The organism is Candidatus Uabimicrobium helgolandensis (assembly GCF_041508025.1).
Taxonomy (GTDB): domain Bacteria; phylum Planctomycetota; class Uabimicrobiia; order Uabimicrobiales; family Uabimicrobiaceae; genus Uabimicrobium; species Uabimicrobium helgolandensis.
Genome location: NZ_CP165719.1, coordinates 1,897,980 through 1,923,158, shown reverse-complemented (window position 1 = coordinate 1,923,158; position 25,179 = coordinate 1,897,980). Strand labels below are relative to the sequence as shown.

The 25,179-nt window shown below is 34.0% G+C and carries 19 protein-coding genes and 2 pseudogenes; 15 read left to right on the top strand and 6 right to left on the bottom strand.

The window, feature by feature from the left end; all coding sequences use genetic code 11:
- The first annotated feature begins 203 nt into the window (after positions 1-203).
- The 9 genes from UABHE_RS07080 to UABHE_RS07040 all read left to right on the top strand — a co-directional run bounded on the left by UABHE_RS07080 (position 204) and on the right by UABHE_RS07040 (position 7,633).
- Positions 204-785 (top strand): OmpH family outer membrane protein, encoded by a 582-nt coding sequence (locus UABHE_RS07080; RefSeq protein WP_372369551.1) that lies wholly within the window; start codon positions 204-206, stop codon positions 783-785.
- 34 nt (positions 786-819) lie between these two features.
- The gene (locus UABHE_RS07075) at positions 820-2,244 is read left to right on the top strand and encodes a hypothetical protein (RefSeq protein WP_372369550.1); all 1,425 of its coding nucleotides are present in this window, start codon (positions 820-822) and stop codon (positions 2,242-2,244) included.
- 88 nt (positions 2,245-2,332) lie between these two features.
- Positions 2,333-2,626: a hypothetical protein gene (locus UABHE_RS07070; RefSeq protein WP_372369549.1), complete on the top strand. Its 294-nt coding sequence runs from the start codon at positions 2,333-2,335 to the stop codon at positions 2,624-2,626.
- Positions 2,627-2,788: 162 nt separating this feature from the next.
- Positions 2,789-3,178, top strand: a complete 390-nt coding sequence (locus UABHE_RS07065; RefSeq protein WP_372369548.1) for a hypothetical protein — start codon at positions 2,789-2,791, stop codon at positions 3,176-3,178.
- The gene (locus tag UABHE_RS07060; protein ID WP_372369547.1) at positions 3,178-3,888 is read left to right on the top strand and encodes a hypothetical protein; all 711 of its coding nucleotides are present in this window, start codon (positions 3,178-3,180) and stop codon (positions 3,886-3,888) included. The genes UABHE_RS07065 and UABHE_RS07060 overlap by 1 nt, the downstream gene beginning before the upstream one ends.
- 67 nt (positions 3,889-3,955) lie before the next feature.
- Positions 3,956-5,185: a hypothetical protein gene (locus UABHE_RS07055; protein ID WP_372369546.1), complete on the top strand. Its 1,230-nt coding sequence runs from the start codon at positions 3,956-3,958 to the stop codon at positions 5,183-5,185.
- Between the two features lie 14 nt (positions 5,186-5,199).
- Positions 5,200-5,598: a hypothetical protein gene (locus tag UABHE_RS07050; protein ID WP_372369545.1), complete on the top strand. Its 399-nt coding sequence runs from the start codon at positions 5,200-5,202 to the stop codon at positions 5,596-5,598.
- Positions 5,599-5,702: 104 nt separating this feature from the next.
- The gene (locus UABHE_RS07045; protein ID WP_372369544.1) at positions 5,703-6,671 is read left to right on the top strand and encodes a CDP-alcohol phosphatidyltransferase family protein; all 969 of its coding nucleotides are present in this window, start codon (positions 5,703-5,705) and stop codon (positions 6,669-6,671) included.
- A 32-nt stretch (positions 6,672-6,703) separates the two neighbouring features.
- Positions 6,704-7,633: a hypothetical protein gene (locus UABHE_RS07040; RefSeq protein ID WP_372369543.1), complete on the top strand. Its 930-nt coding sequence runs from the start codon at positions 6,704-6,706 to the stop codon at positions 7,631-7,633.
- Positions 7,634-7,936: 303 nt separating this feature from the next.
- Here the strand turns inward: UABHE_RS07040 and UABHE_RS07035 are convergent, their stop codons facing one another.
- Positions 7,937-8,959, bottom strand: a complete 1,023-nt coding sequence (locus UABHE_RS07035) for an IS110 family transposase (protein ID WP_372365710.1) — start codon at positions 8,957-8,959, stop codon at positions 7,937-7,939.
- A gap of 767 nt (positions 8,960-9,726) precedes the next feature.
- Here UABHE_RS07035 and UABHE_RS07030 point away from each other — a divergent pair.
- Positions 9,727-10,701: pseudogene (locus UABHE_RS07030) on the top strand (serine/threonine-protein kinase); the annotation flags it as partial.
- 191 nt (positions 10,702-10,892) lie between these two features.
- Here UABHE_RS07030 and UABHE_RS07025 read toward each other — a convergent pair.
- Positions 10,893-11,099: pseudogene (locus UABHE_RS07025) on the bottom strand (hypothetical protein); the annotation flags it as partial.
- Between UABHE_RS07025 and UABHE_RS07020 the strand changes: the two are divergent.
- From UABHE_RS07020 to UABHE_RS07005, 4 genes are all read left to right on the top strand, one after another.
- Entirely contained in the window at positions 11,005-12,069 is a 1,065-nt protein-coding gene (locus tag UABHE_RS07020; RefSeq protein WP_372371580.1) for a lectin-like protein, read from the top strand. The pseudogene UABHE_RS07025 and the gene UABHE_RS07020 sit on opposite strands and share 95 nt — an antisense overlap.
- A gap of 2 nt (positions 12,070-12,071) precedes the next feature.
- Positions 12,072-13,403, top strand: a complete 1,332-nt coding sequence (locus UABHE_RS07015) for a protein kinase (RefSeq protein WP_372369542.1) — start codon at positions 12,072-12,074, stop codon at positions 13,401-13,403.
- Between the two features lie 32 nt (positions 13,404-13,435).
- Positions 13,436-15,523, top strand: a complete 2,088-nt coding sequence (locus UABHE_RS07010; protein WP_372369541.1) for a protein kinase — start codon at positions 13,436-13,438, stop codon at positions 15,521-15,523.
- A gap of 101 nt (positions 15,524-15,624) precedes the next feature.
- Positions 15,625-20,430 carry a WD40 repeat domain-containing serine/threonine-protein kinase gene (locus UABHE_RS07005; RefSeq protein WP_372369540.1) on the top strand — a complete coding sequence of 1,602 codons (4,806 nt, stop codon included), beginning with the start codon at positions 15,625-15,627 and terminating at the stop codon, positions 20,428-20,430.
- On the opposite strand, the gene UABHE_RS07000 is transcribed toward UABHE_RS07005, so the two are convergent.
- Both UABHE_RS07000 and UABHE_RS06995 read right to left on the bottom strand, forming a co-directional pair.
- A complete protein-coding gene (locus UABHE_RS07000; RefSeq protein ID WP_372369539.1) occupies positions 20,393-21,553 on the bottom strand; it encodes a serine/threonine protein kinase in 1,161 nt (386 codons plus the stop codon). The two genes, UABHE_RS07005 and UABHE_RS07000, sit on opposite strands and share 38 nt — an antisense overlap.
- 488 nt (positions 21,554-22,041) lie before the next feature.
- The gene (locus UABHE_RS06995) at positions 22,042-23,340 is read right to left on the bottom strand and encodes a PQQ-binding-like beta-propeller repeat protein (protein ID WP_372369538.1); all 1,299 of its coding nucleotides are present in this window, start codon (positions 23,338-23,340) and stop codon (positions 22,042-22,044) included.
- Positions 23,341-23,514: 174 nt separating this feature from the next.
- Here UABHE_RS06995 and UABHE_RS06990 point away from each other — a divergent pair, with 174 nt between their 5' ends.
- Entirely contained in the window at positions 23,515-23,943 is a 429-nt protein-coding gene (locus UABHE_RS06990) for a VOC family protein (RefSeq protein ID WP_372369537.1), read from the top strand.
- Here UABHE_RS06990 and UABHE_RS06985 read toward each other — a convergent pair.
- Both UABHE_RS06985 and UABHE_RS06980 read right to left on the bottom strand, forming a co-directional pair.
- Positions 23,932-24,312 carry a response regulator gene (locus UABHE_RS06985; protein ID WP_372369536.1) on the bottom strand — a complete coding sequence of 127 codons (381 nt, stop codon included), beginning with the start codon at positions 24,310-24,312 and terminating at the stop codon, positions 23,932-23,934. The two genes, UABHE_RS06990 and UABHE_RS06985, sit on opposite strands and share 12 nt — an antisense overlap.
- Entirely contained in the window at positions 24,302-24,760 is a 459-nt protein-coding gene (locus UABHE_RS06980) for a hypothetical protein (protein WP_372369535.1), read from the bottom strand. Before UABHE_RS06980 ends, UABHE_RS06985 begins: the two co-directional genes overlap by 11 nt.
- Positions 24,761-25,179 lie beyond the last annotated feature (419 nt).

The following is a 25,179-nucleotide window of genomic DNA, read 5'->3' as shown; positions in this document are numbered from 1 at the left end:
AAAACGAAAGAACAAACTAAAGGATTCATAATTAACTTTATGGAGTACTAGGTTAATCTCTCTCAAAAGAGAGCTTTTTTTTATTGTCTTTTGTTAGTAATTGATTTATTCTATTACTCCCATTTATGAAAATATAGATTTTGCGTATTACGCTTTGTTTGTGGTATACGCAATTTTATCTATGAATGATTTAAGGAATAAACATGCGACAACATATATCATATATTATCATTTTGTTACTCACATCTTTTATTGTTCTACAACTGACTAATAATAATCATGTAGAAGCTCAGACTAACTTCAAAATAGGTTTTGTTGATATACCTGAGATTTTTAGCCAATATTCAAAGGCAAAAGAAGAAAAAGAAAAAGTACGCCAACAGTACCAACAAGAAACGTTGACTATTAAAAAATTAGAAGAAAAAGCAAACAAACTCAAAGAAAAAATCCCTCTATATCGTGCAGGTAGTGATATCCGCCAAAGATTAGAAAATGAGTTAGCAGAAACAGCTTTTAAAGCTAAAAACCAATCTGAGCGTGCGAAATACTTCATGGCATTAAAATTACGTAATGGTACAGAAACAGTATATCATGACATTGCAAAAGCTATTGAGAAATACGCAAAAGAAAATGGTTTTGCTTTGATCCTAAAAGTAGAAGAAGCTGATTTTTTCGGAGCACAGGATCCTGCTCAAGTAAAGCAAAAAATTGATATGCGTAACGTTTTGTATTGGAAACAAGCTCTTGATGTGACAAAACAGGTTGTAAAGCTACTTAACAAATAATCTATACCACGCTATAACTTTTGGTGTTATACAAATGAAAAAAGATAAAAATATTGTGATAAAAAAAATAATTTCGTATACGAGATACTGGCTAGAAAGTATAGCTTTAAACAAACTTATCTTTTTTCATTTGTGGTGGTTACTATTATTTATTATTCCAACAACAGCACAAGAACAAAATCTAGAAGAAAAAGTTAATAAACTAGAAAAACAAGTAGAAACGCTTATCAATGAAGTCACTAATTTACATGAAATAATTCAAACCCAACAAAAAGTAATCGAACAAAATGCTAAAAAAATAGTACATCCTAAAACACTTCCATACGAAGAGATTATAAAAGAGCTAGAAGAAGATCTTTCCTACAACAAAGACCAGACATATTACCTAAATGTATTAAACTCTCATTTGCAGATAGGAGGATATAGCGAGCTCATTTTTATAGCGGAAGAAAAAAAAGATCCTCAATTTATATTTTCGCGTTTTGCTTTACGCGTGCGATCTTCGATTCAGGACTGGTTAAGTTTTCAAGCAGAAATTGCTATTGAAGACGACATTGATCTTGAAATTTCTTATGCTCACTTTAATATACTGCTCTCTCCTATTTTCAATATCAAAGCAGGCCTTATTATTGTTCCATTTGGTCAATATAATTCATTTTATCCTCCACCAGGAAATGAACTAACTTCTATTCCTCTTGTCAATGAATTTCTGATACCAACAGTTTGGTCTGAACCTGGGGTTTCTGTTTACGGACAAATTGATAATTTCTCTCCGTTAACATTGACATACGAATTTTTGATATCAAACGGTTTAGGAGAAGGGGGTTTTGACATCGTGGAAGGAAATCGCGATGCAAGACAAGATTTTAATGTCGACAACAACGCAGATAAACAGTTTAGTGGTCGTATTGGATTCATTCCTCATCTTTCATTATTACCGTTTGGGTTTGTTTTTGGATTATCTGGGGTTATTGGTGAATTCGATGATAATGGAAACAATCAGTATGCTGGACTTGCAGTTGATGGCAATTTGCGAATAGGTAGCTTTTCGCTAATAGGAGATCACAACTATATTGAGATATCAGGAGAATATGCACAATTTGATATTGAAAGTGATGATCGCATCGTACAACTCTTTCCACAAATTGCTTCTTTTATGTCTGGACACTATATTCAAGTAGATTACTTTTTTTTCCCAGAACAGTGGCGAGGCCAAAGCTTTTTGTTTAACGACCAAAGTCAATTTGCTTTGTCTTTGCGCTACGACCACCTACAATTTGATTCTTCACAAAAAGGTGCCTCTGAATTAGATGATCAAAGCATCTATACTATAGGGATTAACTTCCGTCCTGTTGAAAAAGCCGTTTTCAAAGTTGAGTACAATCATATTCGCAAGTTTGTAAACGGTAGCGAAGATTGGATAGGAAGACTTCAAGCATCTTTTTCCACCTATTTTTAACTTGAAAAACTCAAAAATATAGGCGACAATTGAAACGCGTATTACTTTCGCATTTGTTGCTAATTATTAAACAATAGGAGATTTCCTAATGGCAGACAAAGATAAAGATATATACAATATAGGTGCTTCTACTCGTAGGATTCTTTTCGGTTTTCTCGATGAACTAAAAGAAGATGATAAACAAAAAGAAAACGATGGAAGAACCATCACCAAATCGAAGCAAGATGTTAAGCTTTTTTCAGGAAAGCTCTCTAAACCGGAAAATGCTGATTCACAAAAAACAAACGATGAAAACCATAAAAGTACAAAAGAATTTGTACTAAGTAAAGATGAACAAGATAAACTTAAATCGGTAAATGAAAATCCTAATGAGGACGATTAGGTGCCCTACTTAGATTAAAAAAATTCGAATTATTTCGAATAATAGCGCGGCATTCTGAAGGTGTATAACTGTGTTATACACCTTTAAAATATCGCGAGTGTTCAAAAGTACTTAGGACACCCTAATAAATAGGCAAGTCTATTTTTAAAGAAGTAGGTTTTTATGGAAAATTCTGAACGAGAAGAAGAACATGCTGACTACGTTGCTCGGGTAGAAGACCTTGCCGAAGATTTTCTTCATCAGTTGGAACATTCAGATGAAGAGAATGAGTCTGATGTCAATAAACTTATTCATTTATTCATTAAAGATTCGCAAAAAATCTTTTCAGAAAGACGTACTGACGAAGAGATCAATAAGCTATGGCAAAATCTTCGAGAAAAAATGATGGATCGAGAAATACAAGATCAAGGTGTAAATCGAACAACAAAACGTTATGTGCGAGAATTTCTCGATGATATCCAACCCAAAAGTACCAACAAAAGAGAAAAATCATCTAAAATTAAACTAACAGAAGCAGAACAAAAACAGCTGAAATTATTTGGACAATTGTAATGAATTTATTAGCTTTTATTATACCACTAGATTTGATAGTCAATCTAGTGGTTGTTATTATTACCCTAGCCTTTATTCGCTTTTTTGCTAAAAAAAGCGCAAGAGATTTTCAAGAAGTCAAAAAACGATTAAGATCAGAAAGCGAACTTTACACCGAAATTATACTTGGAGTTGAGTCCGCTGGACAGAGTGTATGTAATCCTGGACTACAAGATCGCAAAATGCGCATTGCCATTTGGGAACTTTACAACAATTTACGTGTCCAACCAAACAAGGAAAGTAAGAGCATTACTTTTCAAAGAAAGCTCCTAGAAAAAAAAGAAGAAATATATCATCTACTTGAACGCGGCCGTGTAGAAATCGAAACGCTGCCATTTATGGGAATTATTGGGACGCTTGTTGGTTTTGCGATATCTTTTTTTACCAATCAATTCTCGTTTAATGTTAGCGGAATTGGTTTCTTTTTAGCAGCATCAAGTACTATATTTGCGTTGTCTTATTTAATTAACCTTAAGAAAACTCACGAAGCGGACACATTAGCTTTGTTTGATTATTTTAGCGAACAGCAAAATGCCTTAGAAAAAATAATGACAAACTATGAAGGCTTTCGTTTGCTAGAAGATTGGCTAAAAAGATGGCCGCAATTACTTGATCCAGAAAAGTCACCAGCGACAACTCAAGAAATTTCAATGGAACACTTTATTGATTAAGGTTTACTCTGGAGTGTTTCGTTTACAGTTATTTAGAACAACACTCTTTACTTGGTAGGATATAGTTATGCGCAGAGGAACTGTAAATCTAACGCCTCTTATTGATGTACTTTTTGTAATACTATTTGTTGTTATCGGAAGCCAGTCAGAAGTTGCGGAAACTGAGATTGAGCGCGGAAAAAAAAAGCACGAACAGTTAAACGAACAAGTTGACTTGATGAAACGCAGCAAAGAATCTCTTCAACAAGAAATAACAGAATTAAAGAAAGTACTCGCCGATAAAGACAAAGTAGAAAAAACGTTACTTACAAAGTTACGAAGCACTATTAAAAATATTGCAGAGCTTGAGGAGCAGTTAGCCAATCAAGATAAAATAAGCAAAGAACTCCAAGAAAAGCATACATCTTTGCAAAAAGAATTAGAAAAAAACAAACAATTTGTAACTAGTTTACGTAAAAAAATACATGAAGCTACTTCTGCAAAAGAAAAATTAAATCAAAAAATAGAAAAGCTTCTTTCGCAGCAAAAAGTATTACTAAATGAAAAAAATGCTTTAGCAAAAAATCAAAAATCTTTAAAAAATAAGATTGAAGATGTAGAAGAAGAGCTAGAAAAAAAGAAGTTAGAACTAGCGAAAGAAATTGCAGAGAGAGTAAAGCTAAAGGAATTACTAGAGACGGAAAGAAATTTACTCAAAAATAGTTTAAAGAAATTAGAAGAACAAAAACTAGATTTGGATAAAGATCTCAAGAAACTACAACAGCAAATCGAAAGTTTTCGATCGCAAATTGTAGATCTAGAAGAAGAAAAAACGTTTTTAAGCAAAGAGTTGGAATCGACTCGTATAGAGATTAAAGAAAAAGAAGAATCTATTCGTCAGAACAAACTCAAGGTACAAGAGCAAAAAATATTTAACTCTGCTCTCCAAAAACAATATGACAAAATGTGGCAAGAGTTTAACAAAGAATTTGATAATCACAATATTGTAAAAATTTATCAACGTGCACATATTTTACAAAAAAATTACAATATATTTGAAATTGTGATTAAAAAAGATAGTCAATTTAAAATTACTCATTCCGGAACTACTGATGTTCAGAAGTGTAATTCTCAAGAAGAACTTGTTAAATTCTTAGAAGAAAAAGTACCACGTTCAGTGCATATTGATCCTAGTCGAAGTATTTTTTTGATACTAATGGAGCCAGACTCTATTTTAAATCGCCGCACTTGGTTAGAAGCAGAATTAAAAAAAATGAAGGTGATATACGATGTACATCTTCTAGTTAAGTCGGAATAGTTGAGGAATTTTTAATGGCTAAAAAGAAAAAAGGCATGATGAGAAAATTAATGACATTTGTTTTTGTGGCATTTTTTATTTGTACGATCTATTTTCTACATCACTTTGGAATAATTGCTTTCGGTGGTAGCGGTGGTCAAGGGTGGGGAGCAGCAGTTGTAATGCCTCCAACTGAAGAAATTCGCACATTTTATTTTTGCGACAATACTATTTACCAAGGTAAAAAAGAAATTAGTGAAAACGAATTTTCAAAAATCATCGAAAGAACAAAGAAAAAAGAACTCAGTATAGATTTGTATTTTGTGCAAGAAAAAATTACCAATGAGTTTCACACAAACATAAAAAAAATGATCGACAAAGTAGAGGTTGTTTTCTCAGAGCAAAAAATAACTTTTGACAAAATGCCAAAATAGGAATCAGTAAATTTTACCAAATTCGAATTTTTTTTGGAAAATGACACCTGACAAAGCGGAAGTACATAAATTTGTACTTCCGCTTTTTTTATTAGGAAATTATTATGGAAAACTACGAATACAACGTTGTAGAAAAATCTTTAACTCAGGATTTTATGATAAAATGGGTTTGGCAACCCTTTGTAAATATACTTCCTCGCGGAGTAACACCAAATATGCTGACCTACGCTGGAGTAGCGTTTGTTATTACCATGGTTCTTGGTGTATACATGTTAGCATTAGGACAAAAATGGGGTTTACTTGTAACGGCAATCAGTACTTTTTTGTATATGCTTTGTGATAACAGTGACGGGATTTTAGCACGGTCAACAGGCCAAACATCAAAACTTGGCGAATTTCTCGATCATTGGCTTGATTCAATATCTTTTGTTCTTGTTAATGCTTGTATCGCCTTTTGCTTAGGTTTTGAAGGAGAAATATTTTTTATTTACATTGCGACAATGACGTTAGCTTTCTACGTTACCATGTGGGAGCATCACTATACTGGCGTTTTTGTAAGTGGCCATTTAGGCAGCAACGAAAGTATGCTTATCTATATAATAATATATACAATTTTATTTTTTCTTCCTGACACTTCATGGTTAGTTTACAACGGAGAATACAACATAGCGTTTTTTCTACTAGCAATGGCTATCCTTGGAAGTTGTTTTACTACAATTGGTTGCCTAGTACGTGTAAAAAAACAATTTATTGATATTATTCTTTTTATCGCAGCAATGTTAGCCGTCGGGCTTTGGAGTTTTTATCAAATGCTCGATATCACATTTATTGTTGCTTTTATTGTGGCAATCAACATGATTTTTTGTGGCAAATTAGTCAAGTCACATCTTGCCAAGTTGCCTTCACCTTATCGTTATCCGCTATTTATTATAATCATACCTATTGCATTTTCTTTTCCATTTTTTCCTTTCTTTGCTCCATATAATCTTTACTTTGTCTATAGTTCTCTTATTATAATGTATGTTGCAGGGTTGTCTGATGGCATTTCTTGTATTTATAAATTAACGAGATAAAAACTAATCAGTTATTTATAGGAGAGTGTTGTATGAAATTACGAGCATTAATAATTAGCTTATTACTATTAAATATAGTTTTAGGTTCTGAGTATTCAAGTGACGAAATGTTAAAAGTTGCCATAGAAAATTTTAAAAGCAATTGGGAAAAATGGATCAAAAGAGAAGACCCTATCAAAATAATATCATTTACTGTTGCACCAGATAGCAAACCACAAGATGCTTTATCTCCAAAAATACAAATGATAATAAAATATGAAGTTCTCAACTATAATAAAACAAAAATAGAAACTAAGATATCCTATCCTATTGTGACTATCACTAATAAAAATGTGCAGAAAATAGCTCACCGTAAAGGTACGAAGAAAATATCGACAACTAAAAATGATCTTGGTCCTGTTAAGTCGCTAAAAAGTGGGGTGAAGGTCGAAGATATTTGGGAAAAATACGCAAAACTAACAGAAGAACAAGTGGCTCAAAAATATGAAAGATTTAATAGTTTGTGTCATTTATTCTTAACAGATGCCGTGCAAAACAAACATAAAAGTAATTTACTGGGTGTAAAACTACCAATGGCAGATGTTGTTGCCATTCAATCCACTTTTGAGAGATTCATTGAAAAAAATAATTCTTTAAAGGCGCGAGCTAATATTATTTACACTTTTAAAGGTGGAGAAACTATTAGCGCAATTTATTCTAACTTTGAAGGTAACATTATTAAAAAAAGATTTAAACGCGCTAGTTTTTCCTATAAGGCTATTAAGTTAAGCTCAACGGATAAGTTACGTGGTGAAGAACAGACTCTCGCTCAAGTGGGAGCAAAGGCTATTATCGAAGCCAATGGTGGTTTTCTATATCCGAAAGTAGAAGAAAAAGCGGAAGAAAAAGCGGAAGAAAAAGCCGAAGAAAAAGCCAAGGAAAAAGTCGAGGAAAAAGCCGAAGAAAAAGCGGAAGAAAAATAATTTTAGCAATTGAGAAAAATTCTTGCGTTTTGTCAAAGTTTTAAAGAGTAACGACAATCACCGTAATCCTTGTCGTTACCGTAGCCCGTAGCCGCCGTACGTATACTGTAGTTGTGACCGGATATTATAGACGTTTATGTAAAATATTTAGTGGTTTATTTCGGTTACGACTACGATTGGGCTACGATTAAACGCATCACTATTTGTTTTGCACTATATTTAGATTTCTCTCATCGAGACAAGTCAAAAACTCAGTAAAATTAAAATTTTCAAAGAACAGTAAAGAAGCTATAAAAAATAAGGTTAAGAAGTAAATTTTAAAGGATCAAAAGACGTATTTTTATGAAAAGTAGTCCAAGCCCAAATAAGAATTTTACGAGCGCAAGCAATAAGAGCAAGCTTCTTGTGCTTGCCACGAGAAACAAGACGATTAAAAAAGGTGCGAAGAGGACCTTTTGTAGTTCCGTAAACAGCTCCGAGAGCTCCAAGATACAGCATTTTACGTAAAGAAGGATTACCTTTACGAGAAATAGCTTCGTGGCATTTAATGCTAGAACCACTAGATCGAGGAACTGGATCAAGACCAACATAAGAAGTAAGTTGCTTTGCAGAACCAAGACCTTGAGTAAGAGAAGTCCAACGATGAAACAGAACAAGAAAGTAAAGAGAATTTTTATCACCAACGCCAGGAGTTTTTTTGAGCTTTTTGACTTGTTCTTTTAAGTCAGTATGCTTCCCAATGTGGTTGTTGATGTCATTCTCAAGGCGTCTGATTTCATCTTGAATCCATTCAATAGATCTTTTGATACTAGCAAGGGCAGAACCTTCGAACTTTAGTTTGAGAAGTAAAGCATTAAGGCGATTTTTTTCACGTAAAAGCGATTGCTGTAACTCTTCTTTACGTTTGAGCATTTCGTCAAGTTGAGCAATGTGTTCTTCTTGAGGTTGCCACTGTGGTAAAGTGCCTTTTGCAATAGCAAAATTAGCAAGTAATCTTGCATCCATGCGATCTGTTTTGGCTCTTATGCCTTCTGATTCAGCCCACTTTCTTACTTTAAATGGGTTGACCATGTTTACAGTCCATTCGTGGTCGAGAGCAAATCTTGCTATTGGTTGCTCATATCCACCGCTTGGCTCTATTACTACTCGTATTTTTTCTAACTCATGTTTTTTTATTATGTTCTTTAACTGTTTTAATAACTTTTTATGACCTTTGTTTGCGTTGGAGAATGTTCCAAGATCTGTTGGCTTATCCTGACTTTTATTTATTATTGCGACATCCAATTTGTCTTGGCTTACATCTATTCCTACTGTGAGAACTGACATTTTTTATTCCTTATCTTATGAATGAAATACCTTTCTCACTGAGTGTTGTTCTCTGGGGACCCTTTGCTACCTGGTATACGAGCTCGGAGCTCTGATTTCTCTACGCTTTCCCAGAGCTTTTTGACCTGTCTAACAACGGTTTTGAGAAACCTTTGGCGTTTATTTGTCCGGTCTACTCAAGAGAAGATTATTGATTCTGTCTAAATATCAAGTTTTGCCTTAGGGCGTGTGCGAATTTTATCTTCTCAAAGTAGATTAATTTTGTCAAGATTGATGATACCAGGGCGTGTCATCATTCAATACAGATAAAAATATAACGGATTCATTTAATGATACGCCAGTAGTATTGAGCCCGAGCCCGTTTGCGAGCCCGCGCCCGAAAACTTTTTGAGAGCGACAGAAAGTGATTTATTGGTTCAATACTAGTTTTTTGCGATGGAAAAAGAAACTTTGCTTCTTTGATAAATTGTTAGTGAAAGTTTCGCAAACGGGCTCGGGCTCGAAAAAACACACAATATTTTGAATGATGACACGCCCTGGTATCAAGTGGTTTTCTCAGAGTCAAATAAATAGCGATCTTCTTTGCTCTTTTCCCCCCAACAACTAAAACGGATATCCATACACAAAAATCGTCAAACCTTCTAGTAAATTTCCCAATATATTCTTTTGTATAATTTTAAAATACTGTACTTTATGCCTAAGTCAAGACATTGCACCATCCCACCATTTACGATTTTTCGAAGAAATCTACTTTTCAAAACATTGTGATGTGCGCACATTTTGCAACAATGTGCGCACATTATCCACATAATGTGCGTAAAAGCTATTCAAGTCTAAGCAGTAAGCATTCACTTCATGTTGTAATTTCGGCATGGAATTTGCTTCCATATAATCTTAAGTCTACAAATAACAATTCTAGTTCAGTTGGTGGAGTACTCATGGATAGCTCTGGCGTGATAGAAAATCTAATGCGAGGTAGAAACTCTCAAGAGAAAATGATTAAGCAGTACAAATTGCTTGAAGTAATAGGAAAAGGTGGTATGGGGAAGGTTTACAAGGCCTTGGATACCAATATGCAGCGTATTGTTGCTTTAAAAGTAATGCTCGACAAAAAAACAAATTCGGGCTTGAAACGATTCCAGCGCGAAGCACAAACGATGGCAAATTTAAATCACGACAATATTCTTGAAGTTTATGAATCAGGTGTTGATGATGGAATTATTTTTATTGTAATGCCTTTTATTGAAGGATGTTCGTTAAAAGATCTAAAGCGAAGCCAACCTTCTATACGCAAAATTGTAAATATCATGTGCCAAGTAGTAGAAGCTATCGATTACGCTCACAAAAATGGAGTTATTCATCGCGATTTAAAACCCGACAATATCCTTTTACAAGGAGATATTCCCAAAGTTATGGATTTCGGTTTAGCAAAGGTATCTGCTGCTTCACAAAAACTATCGCAAACTAATCAAATCATTGGTACCATAAACTATATGTCACCTGAACAAGTTGCCGGAGAGAAATTAACGGCTAGTTCTGATATATATTCATTAGGAGTAATTTTGTATGAACTACTAACCGGTAGGCTACCAATCCAAGCAACTAATTTTGCGAACCTCATGTTACAAATGATGAAATCAACCATTATTCCTCCTTCTCAATTGAACAAAAAAATATCTAAAGATTTAGAAAGCATATGCCTAAAAGCATTAGAGAAAAAAACACAAAATCGTTATGATAGTGCTCGTGCTCTTGCTCGCGATTTGAAAAAATTTCTTGCTGGAAGATCTACATTGTCAGTATCTTCGAAAAGCATTGTATACAATCGCGCTAGAAAGATGCTAAACAAATATAAGCATCTGTTAATTATGAGCTGTATTCTAATTTTAGCAATCACCTTTAGAATAATTAACTCTCCACAAAAAATTAAGCATCAGCTTTTGATTGATGATCGTTCTATAACCGAAATAGAAGAATCAGAGAGAGAAATAATCAACATAACTAAAATGCAAAATACCAATAAACAACAAAAAAATTCTGAAAAAATTGTTGCCCCTCCCAATAAAAAGCCTACAGAAGAAGAGAATATTAATCCACCAAAAGTTGATCCTCCAAAAGTTGATCCACCAAAAGTTGATCCGCCAAAAGTTGATCCGCCAAAAGTTGATCCGCCAAAAGTTGATCCGCCAAAAGTTGTAACTAAATGGACTAAAAAACTTAAATTTAAAACTCAAAAAAGATCGCTCAGCAACAAGGAAATATACAAAATTCTAAGTAAACAAGGTATAAAGCATGGCAAAATCAAACATTTTGGAAAACACGATTACCTTGTTATAAAAAAAGCCCACACATATACAAAAGCTCAAGAACTTTGCAAGGATCTCGGAGGTTATCCTCTAACGATTACCAGTCAAAAAGAAAGTGATTTTATTGCTTCATTCAAGCTTGAAGGCCTCCATTGGATGGGTTTATTTAATAGCAAAAAAAATCCTAACAAATTTAGATTGTGTACAAAAGAACGTCTTTCTCATTCGTCTAAATATCTGGACCACAGTATATTTGACAAAATATCGCGAGAAGTGATAATTGCAACTCATATCGCGGGCGATAACAAGTTATCATGGTGGCCTTTATCTAACAAAGCTGCAGCGTTCGTGATTTGCGAATGGGGAAAAAAAAGACGTAGTAAAGTTACTTCCAAAGAACGCAATATAATTGCTCAAGTATACTATAATCGACCTCAGGATAGTTTTGGAATAACAACTAAGTATTTCAACGCAAATATGGGTGGGTGGTGGTTATACAATCCTAATATTCCTATTGAATTTGAATCGACACTCACATCTATCAGCCAAGGTAAAGTTTTTATCGGCTTAAATACTTTTGCGGCCTTCATCAACCATCAATCATTTACATACTACGATATTTATGTAAATGATGTACAAATTGTAGAGAATTATCAAGTAACTATAGCAAACCCATCATTTCTATACTATGACATTTCGCAAGCCATAAAAAAAGGACTTAATCGAATTCAAATTCGCTTGAATCCTTACACTAGTAGAGGTGGTGGAGTTATTAAAGGTATATCTTTATACTCAACGAGGTAAATATGAATTCCGTACAAAAACGTGAAACAGTAAAATTCGAACGTTATCAAATCAAAAACCAAATAGGTGAAGGTGGCATGGGGCGAGTGTATAGTGCTATAGATATTCACCTCAAACGTAAAGTAGCTCTTAAAGTGATGCAAGAAGGTGATGAGCAGTCGCGTTTACGCTTCTTACGAGAAATTAAGACAACCGCAAAATTGAAACACCCATATATTGTCAATATTTTTAACTCAGGAGAGAAAGACGGACATCCTTTCTTTGCTATGGAGTATTTAGATGGCGTCGATTTTTATCAGTTTATGGAGCAAGAACACCCATCTATGCGCAGAATCGCAGAAATATTAGCCAAAGTTGCTAAAGGAATTGCATACGCTCATAAAAATGGAGTAATACACCGCGATTTAAAACCTGAAAATATAATGATTTGTAATCAGGAGCCCAAAATAGTTGACTTTGGATTAGCTCGTACTAGTCGCCATTCTCAGAGCCTTTCTAAAAGTGGAGCGATGATGGGAACCATTCAGTACATGTCTCCTGAACAAACAAAAGGAAGTAAAATTAGCTTGCACACAGATATATACTCGATTGGAGTTATTCTATATGAGGCTTTATCTGGTCGATTACCTTTTGGCAACGGATCCTCGACACAGATAATTAGAGATATATTAACCAAAAATCCAGTTCCGCCATCACGTATCAAAAAAAGAGCGCCTGCTGAATTAGAAATCATCTGTTTAAAATGCTTAGAAAAAAAGAGCCAAAATCGTTACCAAAATGCCACAGAATTAGCTGCTGAGCTTGAAAGATTTATAAATGGAAAACCATTAAAGACAAAACGAAAATCACAATTTAAAAATTTAAGACAAAAAACACTACCTTCGTTATTTTTTGGATATATAATAACAGTTATCGCCGCGTGGTTGATTTTGTCTTCTTCGACGTCTGTAGGTACAAGAATATCAAGTATCAAAGAAGTGTACAACTATCTTGATGCAAATAGCTCTTATGGCAAAAAATCTTACGATAAAATAAAAACATTCAACAAACATCAGTACCTTGTAATACATAAATATTTTAATCTACAAGAAGCAAAAACGCTTTGCCAAACATTTAAAGGACACCTTGTTACCATTACAAACAAAAAAGAAGAGGGTTTCATAATGAGTCTTATGAAAGAACAACAAAAATATTGGACCGGCGGCAAAACTTTTTTTCCTACAAAAAGCAACGAGAATATTCTCTTTAAAAAAGGAAAAAAATTTTACTGGGACCAAGACCTACCTAGCTCTAATTATTATTTTATTTGTGAATGGAGCCCTGTAAATGAGTAGGAAAATTCTTTTAAAGGGTTTGGAGACAATATATGAGGATAAACACGGCCGTCCTACATAAGGACATTATGTTTGTCGAGTTAACAAAGGAATCTTTAGAAAAAAAAACGCTGCAAGATTGTCTTGATGAAATTTCGCAACAAGGGTTTCTCAAAATAGTGTGTAGTTTAAAAGGTTTAAATAGCATTAGTCCAAATATTTTAACAACACTTCTAAGCAAATTATCATTAATACGTCAGCAAGGTGGAGATATCTTTTTTGTTAACGTTTCTGATATACTAAAAGGTGTTTTTCGTTATGCTGGTTGTAAAGAAGAAGAAATTTTTTTAGACGATGTAAGTACTGCGTTAAATGAATTTTTAGCACGAGAAGCAAGCTCGTATGCTGCTACAATAAAAAATTTTTACATTGAAAATATTGTAACATGTTCATTGTCAAAAGAAGAAATAGAAGAACACGATGAAACTGTGAAAGTCGAATCGACACAGCGCATGGACCGAGAAAAGTACGCTGTGACACAAAAGAGGTCTTTGCCAAGTATACTTAAAATACATCCAGAAAACGAATCAGAGATCGCTCTCTTGGGGCATAGTCAAAAAATATCCACAGTGCATCAGCAAATATTACGTATTTCTCTAGAGAACTCATCTACTCTTCTTTTAGGAAAAGATAGTTGTGGAGAAGATGCGATTGCTTATTCGATTCATAAAAACTCTAATTGCCAAGGAATATTTACAACAATTGATTGTTCTACCCTTGAAAGCGGAAATAAAATAAATCAGATTACCCCAAAAATTTCACTTACCGTAAAGGGAAGTGTTTATTTAAAGAATATTGGCATGCTTTCTGACAAAGAACAAAATACGTTGCATAGTGTTCTAACGAAATTTTCACCTGATATTAATGCAATTTGCTATTGCTGTAAAGATTCTATTGCGCAATTATCTTTCAATATCAATAGCTTTTTTTCAAAAAATATCATACAAGTACCAACTCTATCAGAACGCAAAGAGGATATTATAGCCTTGGCAGAAGCTTATGCTTGTTACTACGGAAAACAAGACAATAAACAAATTTCTCGTATCAATGAAAAGTCGAAAAAATTTTTAACACAGCACGATTGGTCTAGTGATTTAACAGAACTAAAAAAAATTATCCAAGATTATGTAGAAAAAACACCACCGCAGGAGCAAGAACTTAATATTAAACAACCGAAAACAAAACCAACTCGTACCTTAAATAACTACCATCTAATAAATAAAATTGGCGAAGGCGGAATGGGAGAAGTTTGGCAAGGCAAACACGATACATTAGAGCGTCCTGTTGTGATAAAACTTATTAGAGAAGATACACACGAAGAAGACTTAGAAATAAATTTGAAACGCTTTCAATTAGAAGCAAAAACAATAGCAGAGTTGCAGTCCCCGCATACTATTACTCTTTATGATTTTGGTATACACCAAGAAAATACGATTTATTATGTAATGGAAATGCTCCATGGTATGGATTTACAAGAATTGGTGACCAAGTTTGGCGCTATTCCTCCTGAACGCACCATTTATTTATTATCACAAATATGTTTATCTTTAATGGAAGCTCATTCTTTTGGAATAATTCATCGTGATATTAAACCACAAAATATATTCTTATGTAAACTTGGTGCGCAATTTGATTTTATTAAAGTATTAGATTTTGGCATTGTTAAACGTCAAGGAGATATTTCAAATCTAACAGGAGATAACATTGTCGGCTCTCCATACTTTATGGCTCCAGAGTTGGCTATTTCAGAAGAAATAGATATAAAAGTAGATGTCTACTCGTTTGGTTGTACCGCATACTGGTTGCTTAGCGGTAGATATATTTTTCATGGTAAAAACATTTTATCACTTATTACACAGCATGTTAACGAGAACCCCAAACCGTTGTCACAAGTATCTAAATTCGAAATTCCTCAAGAACTTGATGATCTTATCGTCGAATGTTTACAAAAAAAGCCGCAGAAAAGACCGTCAATAAAAGAGATAAGGCAACGTTTAGAAAATATAAAATTAGAAAAAAACTGGTCTTTAGAAAGTTCTCAGGTGTGGTGGGAAAAATATTTATCTAATTTTATAATGTAATTCAAACAAATATTCGTCCCTACATGAGTTAATTGAAAAAATGTATTATTAGCAATTAGGGAATTCTATACTAAAAACCTAGCCGTTTAAATGAGGTAATCATGGTCGATCATAACGATTTTGTATTTGGCAGCAAAGCTCTAGAACTTGGGTTTATTGATAAAAAACGTTTAAAAAACTGCTATTTAATCCAAAAACAATCTACCCATCAAGGGAAAAAAGTTTCAATTCTTGAGGTCATGACAAAATTAAAATTCTTAAATGAAGAGCAAATAAATACAATAAAAACAGCTTTGAAGAAAAAGCAAACAGTGCAACCTTCAAACAACTTTATATCTACAGAACAGCTCAATGGCGAAACCTCTGTAAAAGCACAAACGACCAACTTAGTGCAAGAATATATCGAACCGCAACCTCATCAGCAAATTGCAGAAACACAAGCAGTTAATTTTGCACAAGAATATATCGAACCACAACAACCTCATCAGCAAATTGCAGAAACACAGACGACTAACTTTGTTCAAGAATATATCGAACCGCAACCTCATCAGCAAATTGCAGAAACACAAGCAGTTAATTTTGCACAAGAATATATCGAAACGAAACAACCTAATCAGATTGCAGAAACGCAAGCAGTGAACTTCGCGCAAGAATATATTGAATCGGACACACAAACAAAACCACAAGAATATACTTCAAGTCAAAAAGAGGGTACATCAAAACACCAACTTTTGGAAACTAACCAAGATTTTTCTGGAAAAGAGAAATTCGGTAGATATGTCATAAAGAGTCTGTTAGGAAAGGGAGGGATGGGGAAAGTATGTTTAGCTTATGATCCTCATCTTGACAGAGAAGTTGCCATAAAACTAATGAAAATAGATGACGATTCAGATACATACACAAAACGTTTTCTTCGCGAAGCTCGTTCTATTGCAAAATTGAACCATTCAAATATTGTGTCTGTTTACGATATAGGTTACGATAACGAACAATTTTTTTTCATAATGGATTATGTAAACGGCGGTTGTTTGAAAGATTGGATTAGCAACTCGGTTTCTTTACAAGAAAAGCTACTGGTGATGATAAAAATTATTCAAGCAGTAGGTTACGCACACAACGAAGGAATGATTCACCGCGATCTTAAACCAGCTAACATTATGTTAAACAAAGCAAACGAGCCAATGGTTATGGATTTCGGTCTCGTAAAACTATTACAAAGTAGCTCAGTACTATCACAAACAGGAATGGTTCTTGGAACATTACAATACATGCCTCCAGAACAAGCAACAGATACAAGTCGTGTAGATGAAAGGAGTGATATTTACTCTTTGGGAGCTATTTTTTATGAGCTTATAACAGAACAACTTCCTTTTACTTCAAAAATGCGTATGAAACTCCTTTCTGAAATACTCGAAGATTCTCCTATCCCTCCACACGAAATAAATTCTAAAATTCCCAAAGCTTTGTCCAAAATATGTCTAAAAGCTCTAGAAAAAAGAGTTGAAGATCGTTATCAAACTACAGAAGAGTTTGCTAATGCTATTGAACAAGCAAGATCGACATTTGTGCAAGAAATGAAAACAGGCCACCACAATATGACCAAGTTATTTACAACTAGTACTACAGGTAGTGAAAGTAGATCTAGTTTGGAAATGGGAGATAATTTTGGTCGTTACATTATAGAAACAAAGCTTGGTGAAGGAGGCATGGGTGCAGTATATCAAGTACGCGATCAAAAATTAGATCGTAGTATAGCGCTCAAAATTATTCTTGGAGAACCAGGTGGAAAACAAGTTAAGCGATTTTTACAAGAAGCAAGAGCAACAGCTTCATTGAAGCACTCAAATATAGTTGAAGTGTATGAAATAGGAGAAATTCCGCAAAATTATTTTACGATGGAGCTTGTCGAAGGTCGGTCATTGTCTTCATTATTACGTAGCAAAAATCTTACTTCTCGTAGAGCTGCTATTATTATAGCCAAATGTGCCAATGCACTTACATATGCACATGGAAAAGGAATTATTCACCGCGACATAAAACCATCGAATATTATGATGGAAGAAAATAACGAACCAAAGATTATGGATTTTGGCCTTGCTAAAGATATGAAGAGTGACAGTAAGATTTCTAAGTCAGGAGATGTTATTGGTACACCTGCTTACATGTCTCCTGAACAGGCCGATGGTCAGGAAGTCGACGTGAGAGGGGATATTTATTCATTAGGCGCCTCTTTATACGAAGTATTAACAAAAAGACCTCCTTTCCAAGGGCAAGGATCAATGCGTTTGCTGCAACAAATTTTCAACGAAGACCCTATTGAGCCACGTATACTTAATCCAGATATACCAAAAGATTTAGAAGCCATCTGTCTGAAATGCTTGCAGAAAAAACCAGAAAAACGTTATATTTCAGCAGCAGAACTCAGTAAAGATTTGATGAATTTTTTACAAAAAAAACCAGTAAATGCGCAACCCATTACAACATGGATACGCTTAAAAAAATCGATTGCACGTAATAAATTACTTACCGTTTTAATACTTGTTATTATCACGAGTTTAGGGGGAATTGTTACTATACAAAACCGTAACAATACTCAATTACAAAAAGAAAAAAAAACAGCTCTAGAAGCTGAAGAAAAAGCCAAAAAGGCTGCAGTAGCTGCTATAGAAGCGCAAAAAATCGCAGACATAAGCAAAGAAGAAGCAGTAAAAGCAAACGGCCAACTACAAGAATCTTTATACCGCGCAAGTCTATTGGTTGCTGACAAATCTAACAACAACAACCAACTTGAAGATGCTGATCGTGCATTAAAAGATATTCTAAAAATTAAACCTGAAGTAGAAAAAGCATGGGAATATCGCTGGCAAAAAAATCGTAAACATGCTGAATTACCAATGTTTGCTTCGTACAAAAAACAAGTCAAAGATATGGATGTAAGCCGCGATGGTCATGTTGTTGCGATTCACGATGGGAAAATTATCGTCTTTGATCCACAAGGCAAAAAACTAAAACAACTTCTAACAAAAGAAAATTACGTTGGCTGGGAATGGACTTGCTGTGCAATTAGCCCAGATGCTAAATACGTTGTTGTTGGAGGATACTTCGGCTCGATTCATGTTTGGGATATTAAGTCAGAAGTGTTGCAAGAGATTCACGTCGAAAGTATTCGCGTTGATAAACCTCAAGGTCATAGTGGAGCATTTGCTCACGACCATCAGCAACCACGTGATATATGCTTTCATCCTAATAAAAACATAATTGTTATCGCAAGAAACACTGCGAATTCAGAAAAAAATATTTTTTCTAGTTTATTTGAATCACTTATCTTTTTTGATGTAGACAATAAAAAGATTACAAAACGAATTTCTTATAACAAAAACGATTATGATACTGTAGTCAACGACCTTGTTTATTGCGATTTTAGCCCAGATGGAAAATATATCGTTGCTACAGGAGAAAATCAAAATGTTTATATGTGGAAAACCGAATCCTCTAAAAGTCTCACTGTTCTTAAAAGATCTCCAGTTTCATTAGGACAGTGTAGAGTAAGTAAACAAGGTAGGTATATTCTTGCGCTTAAAGAAGAATCTCTTACAATTATTGATCGAAAAAATAAAGCAAAACAAGTCTTAAACTTTACAGAGAAAATTAACAGTTGTGATATTAGCCCCAACGCAAAGAGAATAATCGCTGGTGGAGAAAGTGGCGTTCTTTATATCTTTGACATCCAAAAAGACCGTTTTAAGAAATCTGGTAAACTAACCGGACAATATCACATTTCCAAATGTTTTTTTTCATATGATGGGCGCAAAATATACAGCTCTGGGAAAAAAGGTATTACAGTATGGGAAAATAAAATACAACAAAACCCCAAAAATATACCTCTAGCATTTGTTTCGCATCTCTGTGTCATTCATCCAACCCAAAATATTGTTGCTGTATCACCAATTCTAACGGGAGCTATTATGCTAATTGATACAACAACAGGGAAAAAAATCACGAAAAACAAAACAAGACAATTAACCAGAGCACACTTTAGTGGTATTTCTCACGGAGATTTTGATGCAAAAGGTATACTCTATACCGCAGGATACGATGGACAAATTAATCAGTGGAACATTGATAACATGAACAAAATAGGAAGCATGAGCTTCTCATCGTCTCCACCGATAGAGCACTTTATATTTACCGAAAAAAAGACCAAAATAATAGCTGTTGGAAGAAAATCACACATTTCTTTTATCGATATTAAAACAAAAAAATCAAATTCACCTAAAATAAATGAATGTGTTGTAGATTCCGCAAAAGCTTTGTTGGCAAACATAACCAAAAAACCTGATCAAATCAATTTAAAACACATATCTTGGGATGGTAAAGATACTGCTGCTGTTGTTGGCAATATTCCATTCCTATATTTGATAAACGTTCGCGAAGAAAAAGTTATCGATATTATTCCGATCGAAGAAGAGGCAACAAAATGTATACTAACATTTGACGAAAACACTGAAGAGCACCACGTTTTTATCGCTAAAAACAAAGAAGAAAAGACTATCGTAAAATACCAAATTAAAAACAGAAAATTAGTGCCCCTTGTTAAATTTCACGGCAATACAAATAGCATTCGAAGTTTCCACATTACCAAAGAACGTATGGTGAGTTTTGGTGAAAATGGATTTATACGTTTTTGGAAAATGCCAAAACAAAATAAGCAATTATTAGAATTAAAACCTTACTTTTCCATGAAAATATCAGCTGTTTTAAATTCCTACGCTTTTGACATTGATAAGCGAATATTAATAACCTGCGATAGTAAAAGTTTAGAACACAAAGGAAAATCAACGTTCTTAAAAATATGGGATGCAGCATCACCTAAGTTGCGGGCAAAGAGGAAAGATAAGGCTGAATAGCATCTATAAATTCTCCTGCATGCTGATAGCGATCTTCGTTTGATTTTGCCAAAGCCTTCACACATACTTGAGACAATCCTAAAGGAACTGTGTTATTGATTTCGTGTGGAGGAACGGGTGGCTTCTTAGAAATATTAAGAAGCTGCATTACAGGAACTTTCGCTTTAAATGGAATCTTTTTAGTCAGTACTTCATACAAGATTACGCCTAAGGCATACAAATCTGTACGATGATCTATATCGTGAATTCTTCCGCCAGCTTGTTCTGGTGACATATAATCAATTGTCCCAAGAACATCGCCAGATTTGGTGAGAGCATTGACATCTTCAGTAAACTTAGCTAATCCAAAATCCATTACTTTTGGTTCACCATCGTTATTTACAATAATATTTGATGGTTTTAAGTCGCGGTGTACAATTCCCTGAGAGTGAGCAATTCCCAAAGCATAAATTACTTTTATGAGTATATAAGTCTGCATTTGTAAAGAAAGCAAATTCTCATTAATTACTTTGTCAAAAGTATTTCCTTCTATAATTTCCATTGTAAAGTAATACATGTCATCAATAACACCAACATCATATATCTTAACAATATTCGGATTATCGATACTTGTTGTTGCTTTCGCCTCTCGTAGAAATCTCTGAGAATTTTTGTTGTCCTCTTGCAGGTCTGACATCATTACTTTCATTGCAACGTTTTCATTGCGACTACTATCAAATGCCTTAAAAACTTTTCCCATACCTCCTTTGCCTAAAAGGCTTAGAAGTTTGTAACCACTAAACTCTATTGGAATTCCCTCTGTATCTTTTTCTGTCAATAAGTTGTCGGATTTTTGATTTTGTTCTAAGTTAGCTTCACTTAAAATAAAAGGGTTTGTGCATCCACCACATACCATCTGTTTTCCAAAAAGATTTGCATTCTCTTGAACAAGCGCATTATATTTGCAAGAAGGACAAATAAAAGTAATTAGTTTCGATGGTTTCTTGAGTATATTTTCGTTTAACGTAATTACATTATTGCAACCACTACAAACCAATTGTTTGCCCAAAGGATTTTGGTCCTTGGTTACCTTTATCTCTTTTTGACAGTGTTCGCAAACAAAAATCATTAATTCTGGTGTCATTTCTTACCTTTCAGATTTTATTTAGCAAAGAGTATTAGGGCGTATCATCATTCAAAATATTGTGTGTTTTTTCGAGCCCGAGCCCGTTTCCGAAACTTTCACTAACAATTTATCAAAGAAGCAAAGTTTCTTTTTCCATCGCAAAAAACTAGTATTGAACCAATAAATCACTTTCTGTCGCTCTCAAAAAGTTTTCGGGCGCGGGCTCGCAAACGGGCTCGGGCTCAATACTACTGGCGTATCATTAAATGAATCCGTTATATTTTTATCTGTATTGAATGATGACACGCCCTATGTATTGACATATAATTACTAAATACTTTTAAAGCTTGTATGTATAATCCTAAGAGAAAAATACTTTAGCTTAATTTTCGTGTAAAATCTAATGAATTTTGTTCGTGAAATCGGTTTTTTAAAAATTAGTGTAGTCAAAACCAAGTTCACGATAAGGTATTCCAATTTAAAATACACTTCCTACTAAGAGCGCCTTACTCCTGCAATGAAAAGCATATTAATGAAGTTTTATTCCGTATAAATAATTTACCATTTGCAATACTAGGTATTGTCCAGCATACGGTTTTTTTAGCGAATGGCTTAAACTCTGCTTTTAAGCTGTATTTTTCAGTGGAGGCCTCTATAAGAGCAAGATTTCCTCCTTCTCCTAATACTATGAGCTGTTCAGGTATCGCAATAATCGATCCCTTTGCAAATCCACGAGTTTGCCATTTTTCTTTTCCTGTATAAAAATTCATACATTTTAAAATGCGATTGTGAAAACCATAAATATAGTCTCCTAACAAAACAGAAGAGGAGAAGTGGTTTTTCATACGAGGCGTTTTCCATAATAATTTAGGTAAAATCACACCTTCTTTTTCTTGCAATTCAATTACCGCTGCCCCTGTTTGATATCCAGAGGAAATAAAGATATAGTTATCTTTTACTATTGGAGTAGAAGCATGTATTTGTTCAAAGGTCGTCCACGGGTAGTGCCAAATGTATTTTTGAGTTTGCGGATCAATACTTACAAGACCATCTCTATTAAAAAAAATCAATTGGGATTTATTAAATATATTGGCGTGTATTGGGGTTGCGTACGAGGGGCCTTTTCCTGACATTTGCCACACAACATTTCCTGACATTTTATCAAAAGCGACTATCGCATTTTTACCTTTCCCTACTTGATAAATAAGCCAATTGTTATAAATAATTGGAGATGAAGATATTCCAAATAACAGATTATCACTTTGAAAATCAAGGAAAAGTTTTTTTTGCCAAATTTTATGACCGTCTTCTAAGCTAAGGCATGAGAGATATCCTTGTCCACTAACAGTATAAACTCTATTATTATCGATAGTTGGAGTAGCCCGCGGCCCATTGCCCATTTGATTGTAGTACAGTTCATTGATTTTGGTTTTCCATATGAGTTTCCCAGTATTCACATTAATAGCAACGACATACTCGTATTTATTTTGCTCTTGTTGTTCTATGGGAATATCAAAATTATAACCATTGTGCATTTTTTTTGCTGTTGGAGTTTCAGGTTTCTTTTTCTTTGGCCCACCTGGTAAGTCTCCGTACATAGTAATAGCCATCGATTGAGAGATAGATACACCGGAAAATCCTTCGCCGAGTGAGAAATCCCATAATTTTTTGGGTCCTTGATTTGGCCATGTTTTTAGAATATTTTTTTCCAAAGAAATACCATCGCCTTTAGCTCCTCGCCATTGAGGCCAATCATCTCCATAAGAAAGACAGATTAGTAGTATTGACAATAGTAATTTGTGCATATAATTTCTTTCTATAAAAGTGGTTTTGTAAAACCGAAATGTCGACACGCCCTATTATAAGATTGGAAATATTTTTAAAACAAGAATTTTCTCTTTAAAAACAACGAAAATAATGATAATATTTCACAGTAACAAAACCGTACATTATTAACTCATACAATAAAGGAAATATTTATGGAACCGCGAATAACTATCGTTACTTTAGGTGTCAAAGATTTACAGCGTTCTTATGATTTTTACTGTCGTGGCTTAAAGTTCCCTACAAACAGTGATATTAAAGATGGCATTCTTTTTATCCAAACACAAGGAACAAGATTAGCTTTATATCCCTTTGAGAAGTTAGAAGAGGACATTGGTATTGAATTTCCACAACAACATACAGGATTTCGAGGAATTACATTTGCTCATAATACAAAAAAACGCCAAGATGTCGATGCTGTTTTACAGCTAGCACAACAAAGTGGTGGTACAATAGAAAAAGCGGCTCAAGATGTTTTCTGGGGAGGCTATAGCGGATATTTTTCTGATCCCGACGGTTATTTGTGGGAAGTGGCATATGCTGATAGTTTTCAATTTAACGAGGATGGTAGTTTAGTTATTTAATTTTGGTTCAAAATGAGAATTCATACACTCAATCAATGTCTGTGGTCGAAATGGCTTCGTTATATAGTCTGTACAACCTGCTTGCAAACATTTATCTTTCCACCCTTTCATTGCATGGGCAGTGAGGGCTATTATTGGTATTGTTCGGTATGTGTCCATTTTGCGTACCTCACTTGTGGTTTCCAGACCACTTTTTTGTGGTAAGTGAATATCCATAAGTATCATATCAGCATTATTATTTTTACACCACTCTATAGCATCTTCTCCATTTTCTAAAATTTGCGTTTGATAACCATAAAATTTTAGAATCTTTTCAACAAGTTGGCTATTATCTTTATTATCTTCGACTATTAAAACTTTACGATTCATTTTTTTTATCTTCCGTTATTTCACAAATTATCTTTATTAACTTTTGCGAACTCAAGCCGCTTTTAACTAGAACACCGTCTATTTGCTCAATATTTTTTCGTAATGGATCGTCTGTTAAAACAATCACTGGAATATGTTGAAATTTCTTTTTTATACTACGAATAAATTCCTTTTTTTTATCATTAATACTTAAAAAACTAAGAATGATAACATCAGGTATTCTTTTTCCTGTAAATTCAGGTAAAGAACTCAAACAAGAGTAGTTTTCGATTGTGCAGTTCATTTCAAAAAGATGTTTTTCCAAAAGTTCAAAGTTTTGTTTACTACCAATATGTAGTAATTGTATTTCTTTCTCTTTCTTGGTAACGCAGTTTTTTATATGGTTTAACAATAAATGTTGTTTGATTGGCTTTGTTAAAACTTTGAAAGTGCCAGACTCACAACTCAAAAAAATATCTACTTCAAATTTTGTAGAACACTGTAAAAAAACCAACAAATCTTACAATTTTAAATATATCGACCTCCTAATCTCACTCTCACATGAATACCTCACACTAGCATGCATATCTCAAATCTTTTCAAGACCGAATTATTGTGATTTTATTTCCTTTATCGCTTCTTGTTCATAACCAAAATATTTTTTTTAGGACGCTATTGTTTATTTTTCCAATACATAAAAAACAGAAATTGGAAAATGAGCGCCGGACTGTGTGAAAGAAAATGAGGAAAATGAGCGCCAGACTGGAAAACGAACGCTGGAAAACGAACGAGCGCCAGACTGTTATGCTCTAAAACATGATGAAACTTCAATTTCGATGGAGTTTTGTTTAGGACGCGATTGTTTATTTTTCCAATACATAAAAAACA

Coding starts and splice junctions, on each gene's coding strand:
- UABHE_RS07080 (WP_372369551.1), top strand. CDS start 204: ATGCGACAACATATATCATATATTATCATTTTGTTACTCACATCTTTT.
- UABHE_RS07075 (WP_372369550.1), top strand. CDS start 820: ATGAAAAAAGATAAAAATATTGTGATAAAAAAAATAATTTCGTATACG.
- UABHE_RS07070 (WP_372369549.1), top strand. CDS start 2,333: ATGGCAGACAAAGATAAAGATATATACAATATAGGTGCTTCTACTCGT.
- UABHE_RS07065 (WP_372369548.1), top strand. CDS start 2,789: ATGGAAAATTCTGAACGAGAAGAAGAACATGCTGACTACGTTGCTCGG.
- UABHE_RS07060 (WP_372369547.1), top strand. CDS start 3,178: ATGAATTTATTAGCTTTTATTATACCACTAGATTTGATAGTCAATCTA.
- UABHE_RS07055 (WP_372369546.1), top strand. CDS start 3,956: ATGCGCAGAGGAACTGTAAATCTAACGCCTCTTATTGATGTACTTTTT.
- UABHE_RS07050 (WP_372369545.1), top strand. CDS start 5,200: ATGGCTAAAAAGAAAAAAGGCATGATGAGAAAATTAATGACATTTGTT.
- UABHE_RS07045 (WP_372369544.1), top strand. CDS start 5,703: ATGGAAAACTACGAATACAACGTTGTAGAAAAATCTTTAACTCAGGAT.
- UABHE_RS07040 (WP_372369543.1), top strand. CDS start 6,704: ATGAAATTACGAGCATTAATAATTAGCTTATTACTATTAAATATAGTT.
- UABHE_RS07035 (WP_372365710.1), bottom strand. CDS start 8,959: ATGTCAGTTCTCACAGTAGGAATAGATGTAAGCCAAGACAAATTGGAT.
- UABHE_RS07015 (WP_372369542.1), top strand. CDS start 12,072: ATGAATTCCGTACAAAAACGTGAAACAGTAAAATTCGAACGTTATCAA.
- UABHE_RS07010 (WP_372369541.1), top strand. CDS start 13,436: ATGAGGATAAACACGGCCGTCCTACATAAGGACATTATGTTTGTCGAG.
- UABHE_RS07005 (WP_372369540.1), top strand. CDS start 15,625: ATGGTCGATCATAACGATTTTGTATTTGGCAGCAAAGCTCTAGAACTT.
- UABHE_RS07000 (WP_372369539.1), bottom strand. CDS start 21,553: ATGACACCAGAATTAATGATTTTTGTTTGCGAACACTGTCAAAAAGAG.
- UABHE_RS06995 (WP_372369538.1), bottom strand. CDS start 23,340: ATGCACAAATTACTATTGTCAATACTACTAATCTGTCTTTCTTATGGA.
- UABHE_RS06990 (WP_372369537.1), top strand. CDS start 23,515: ATGGAACCGCGAATAACTATCGTTACTTTAGGTGTCAAAGATTTACAG.
- UABHE_RS06985 (WP_372369536.1), bottom strand. CDS start 24,312: ATGAATCGTAAAGTTTTAATAGTCGAAGATAATAAAGATAATAGCCAA.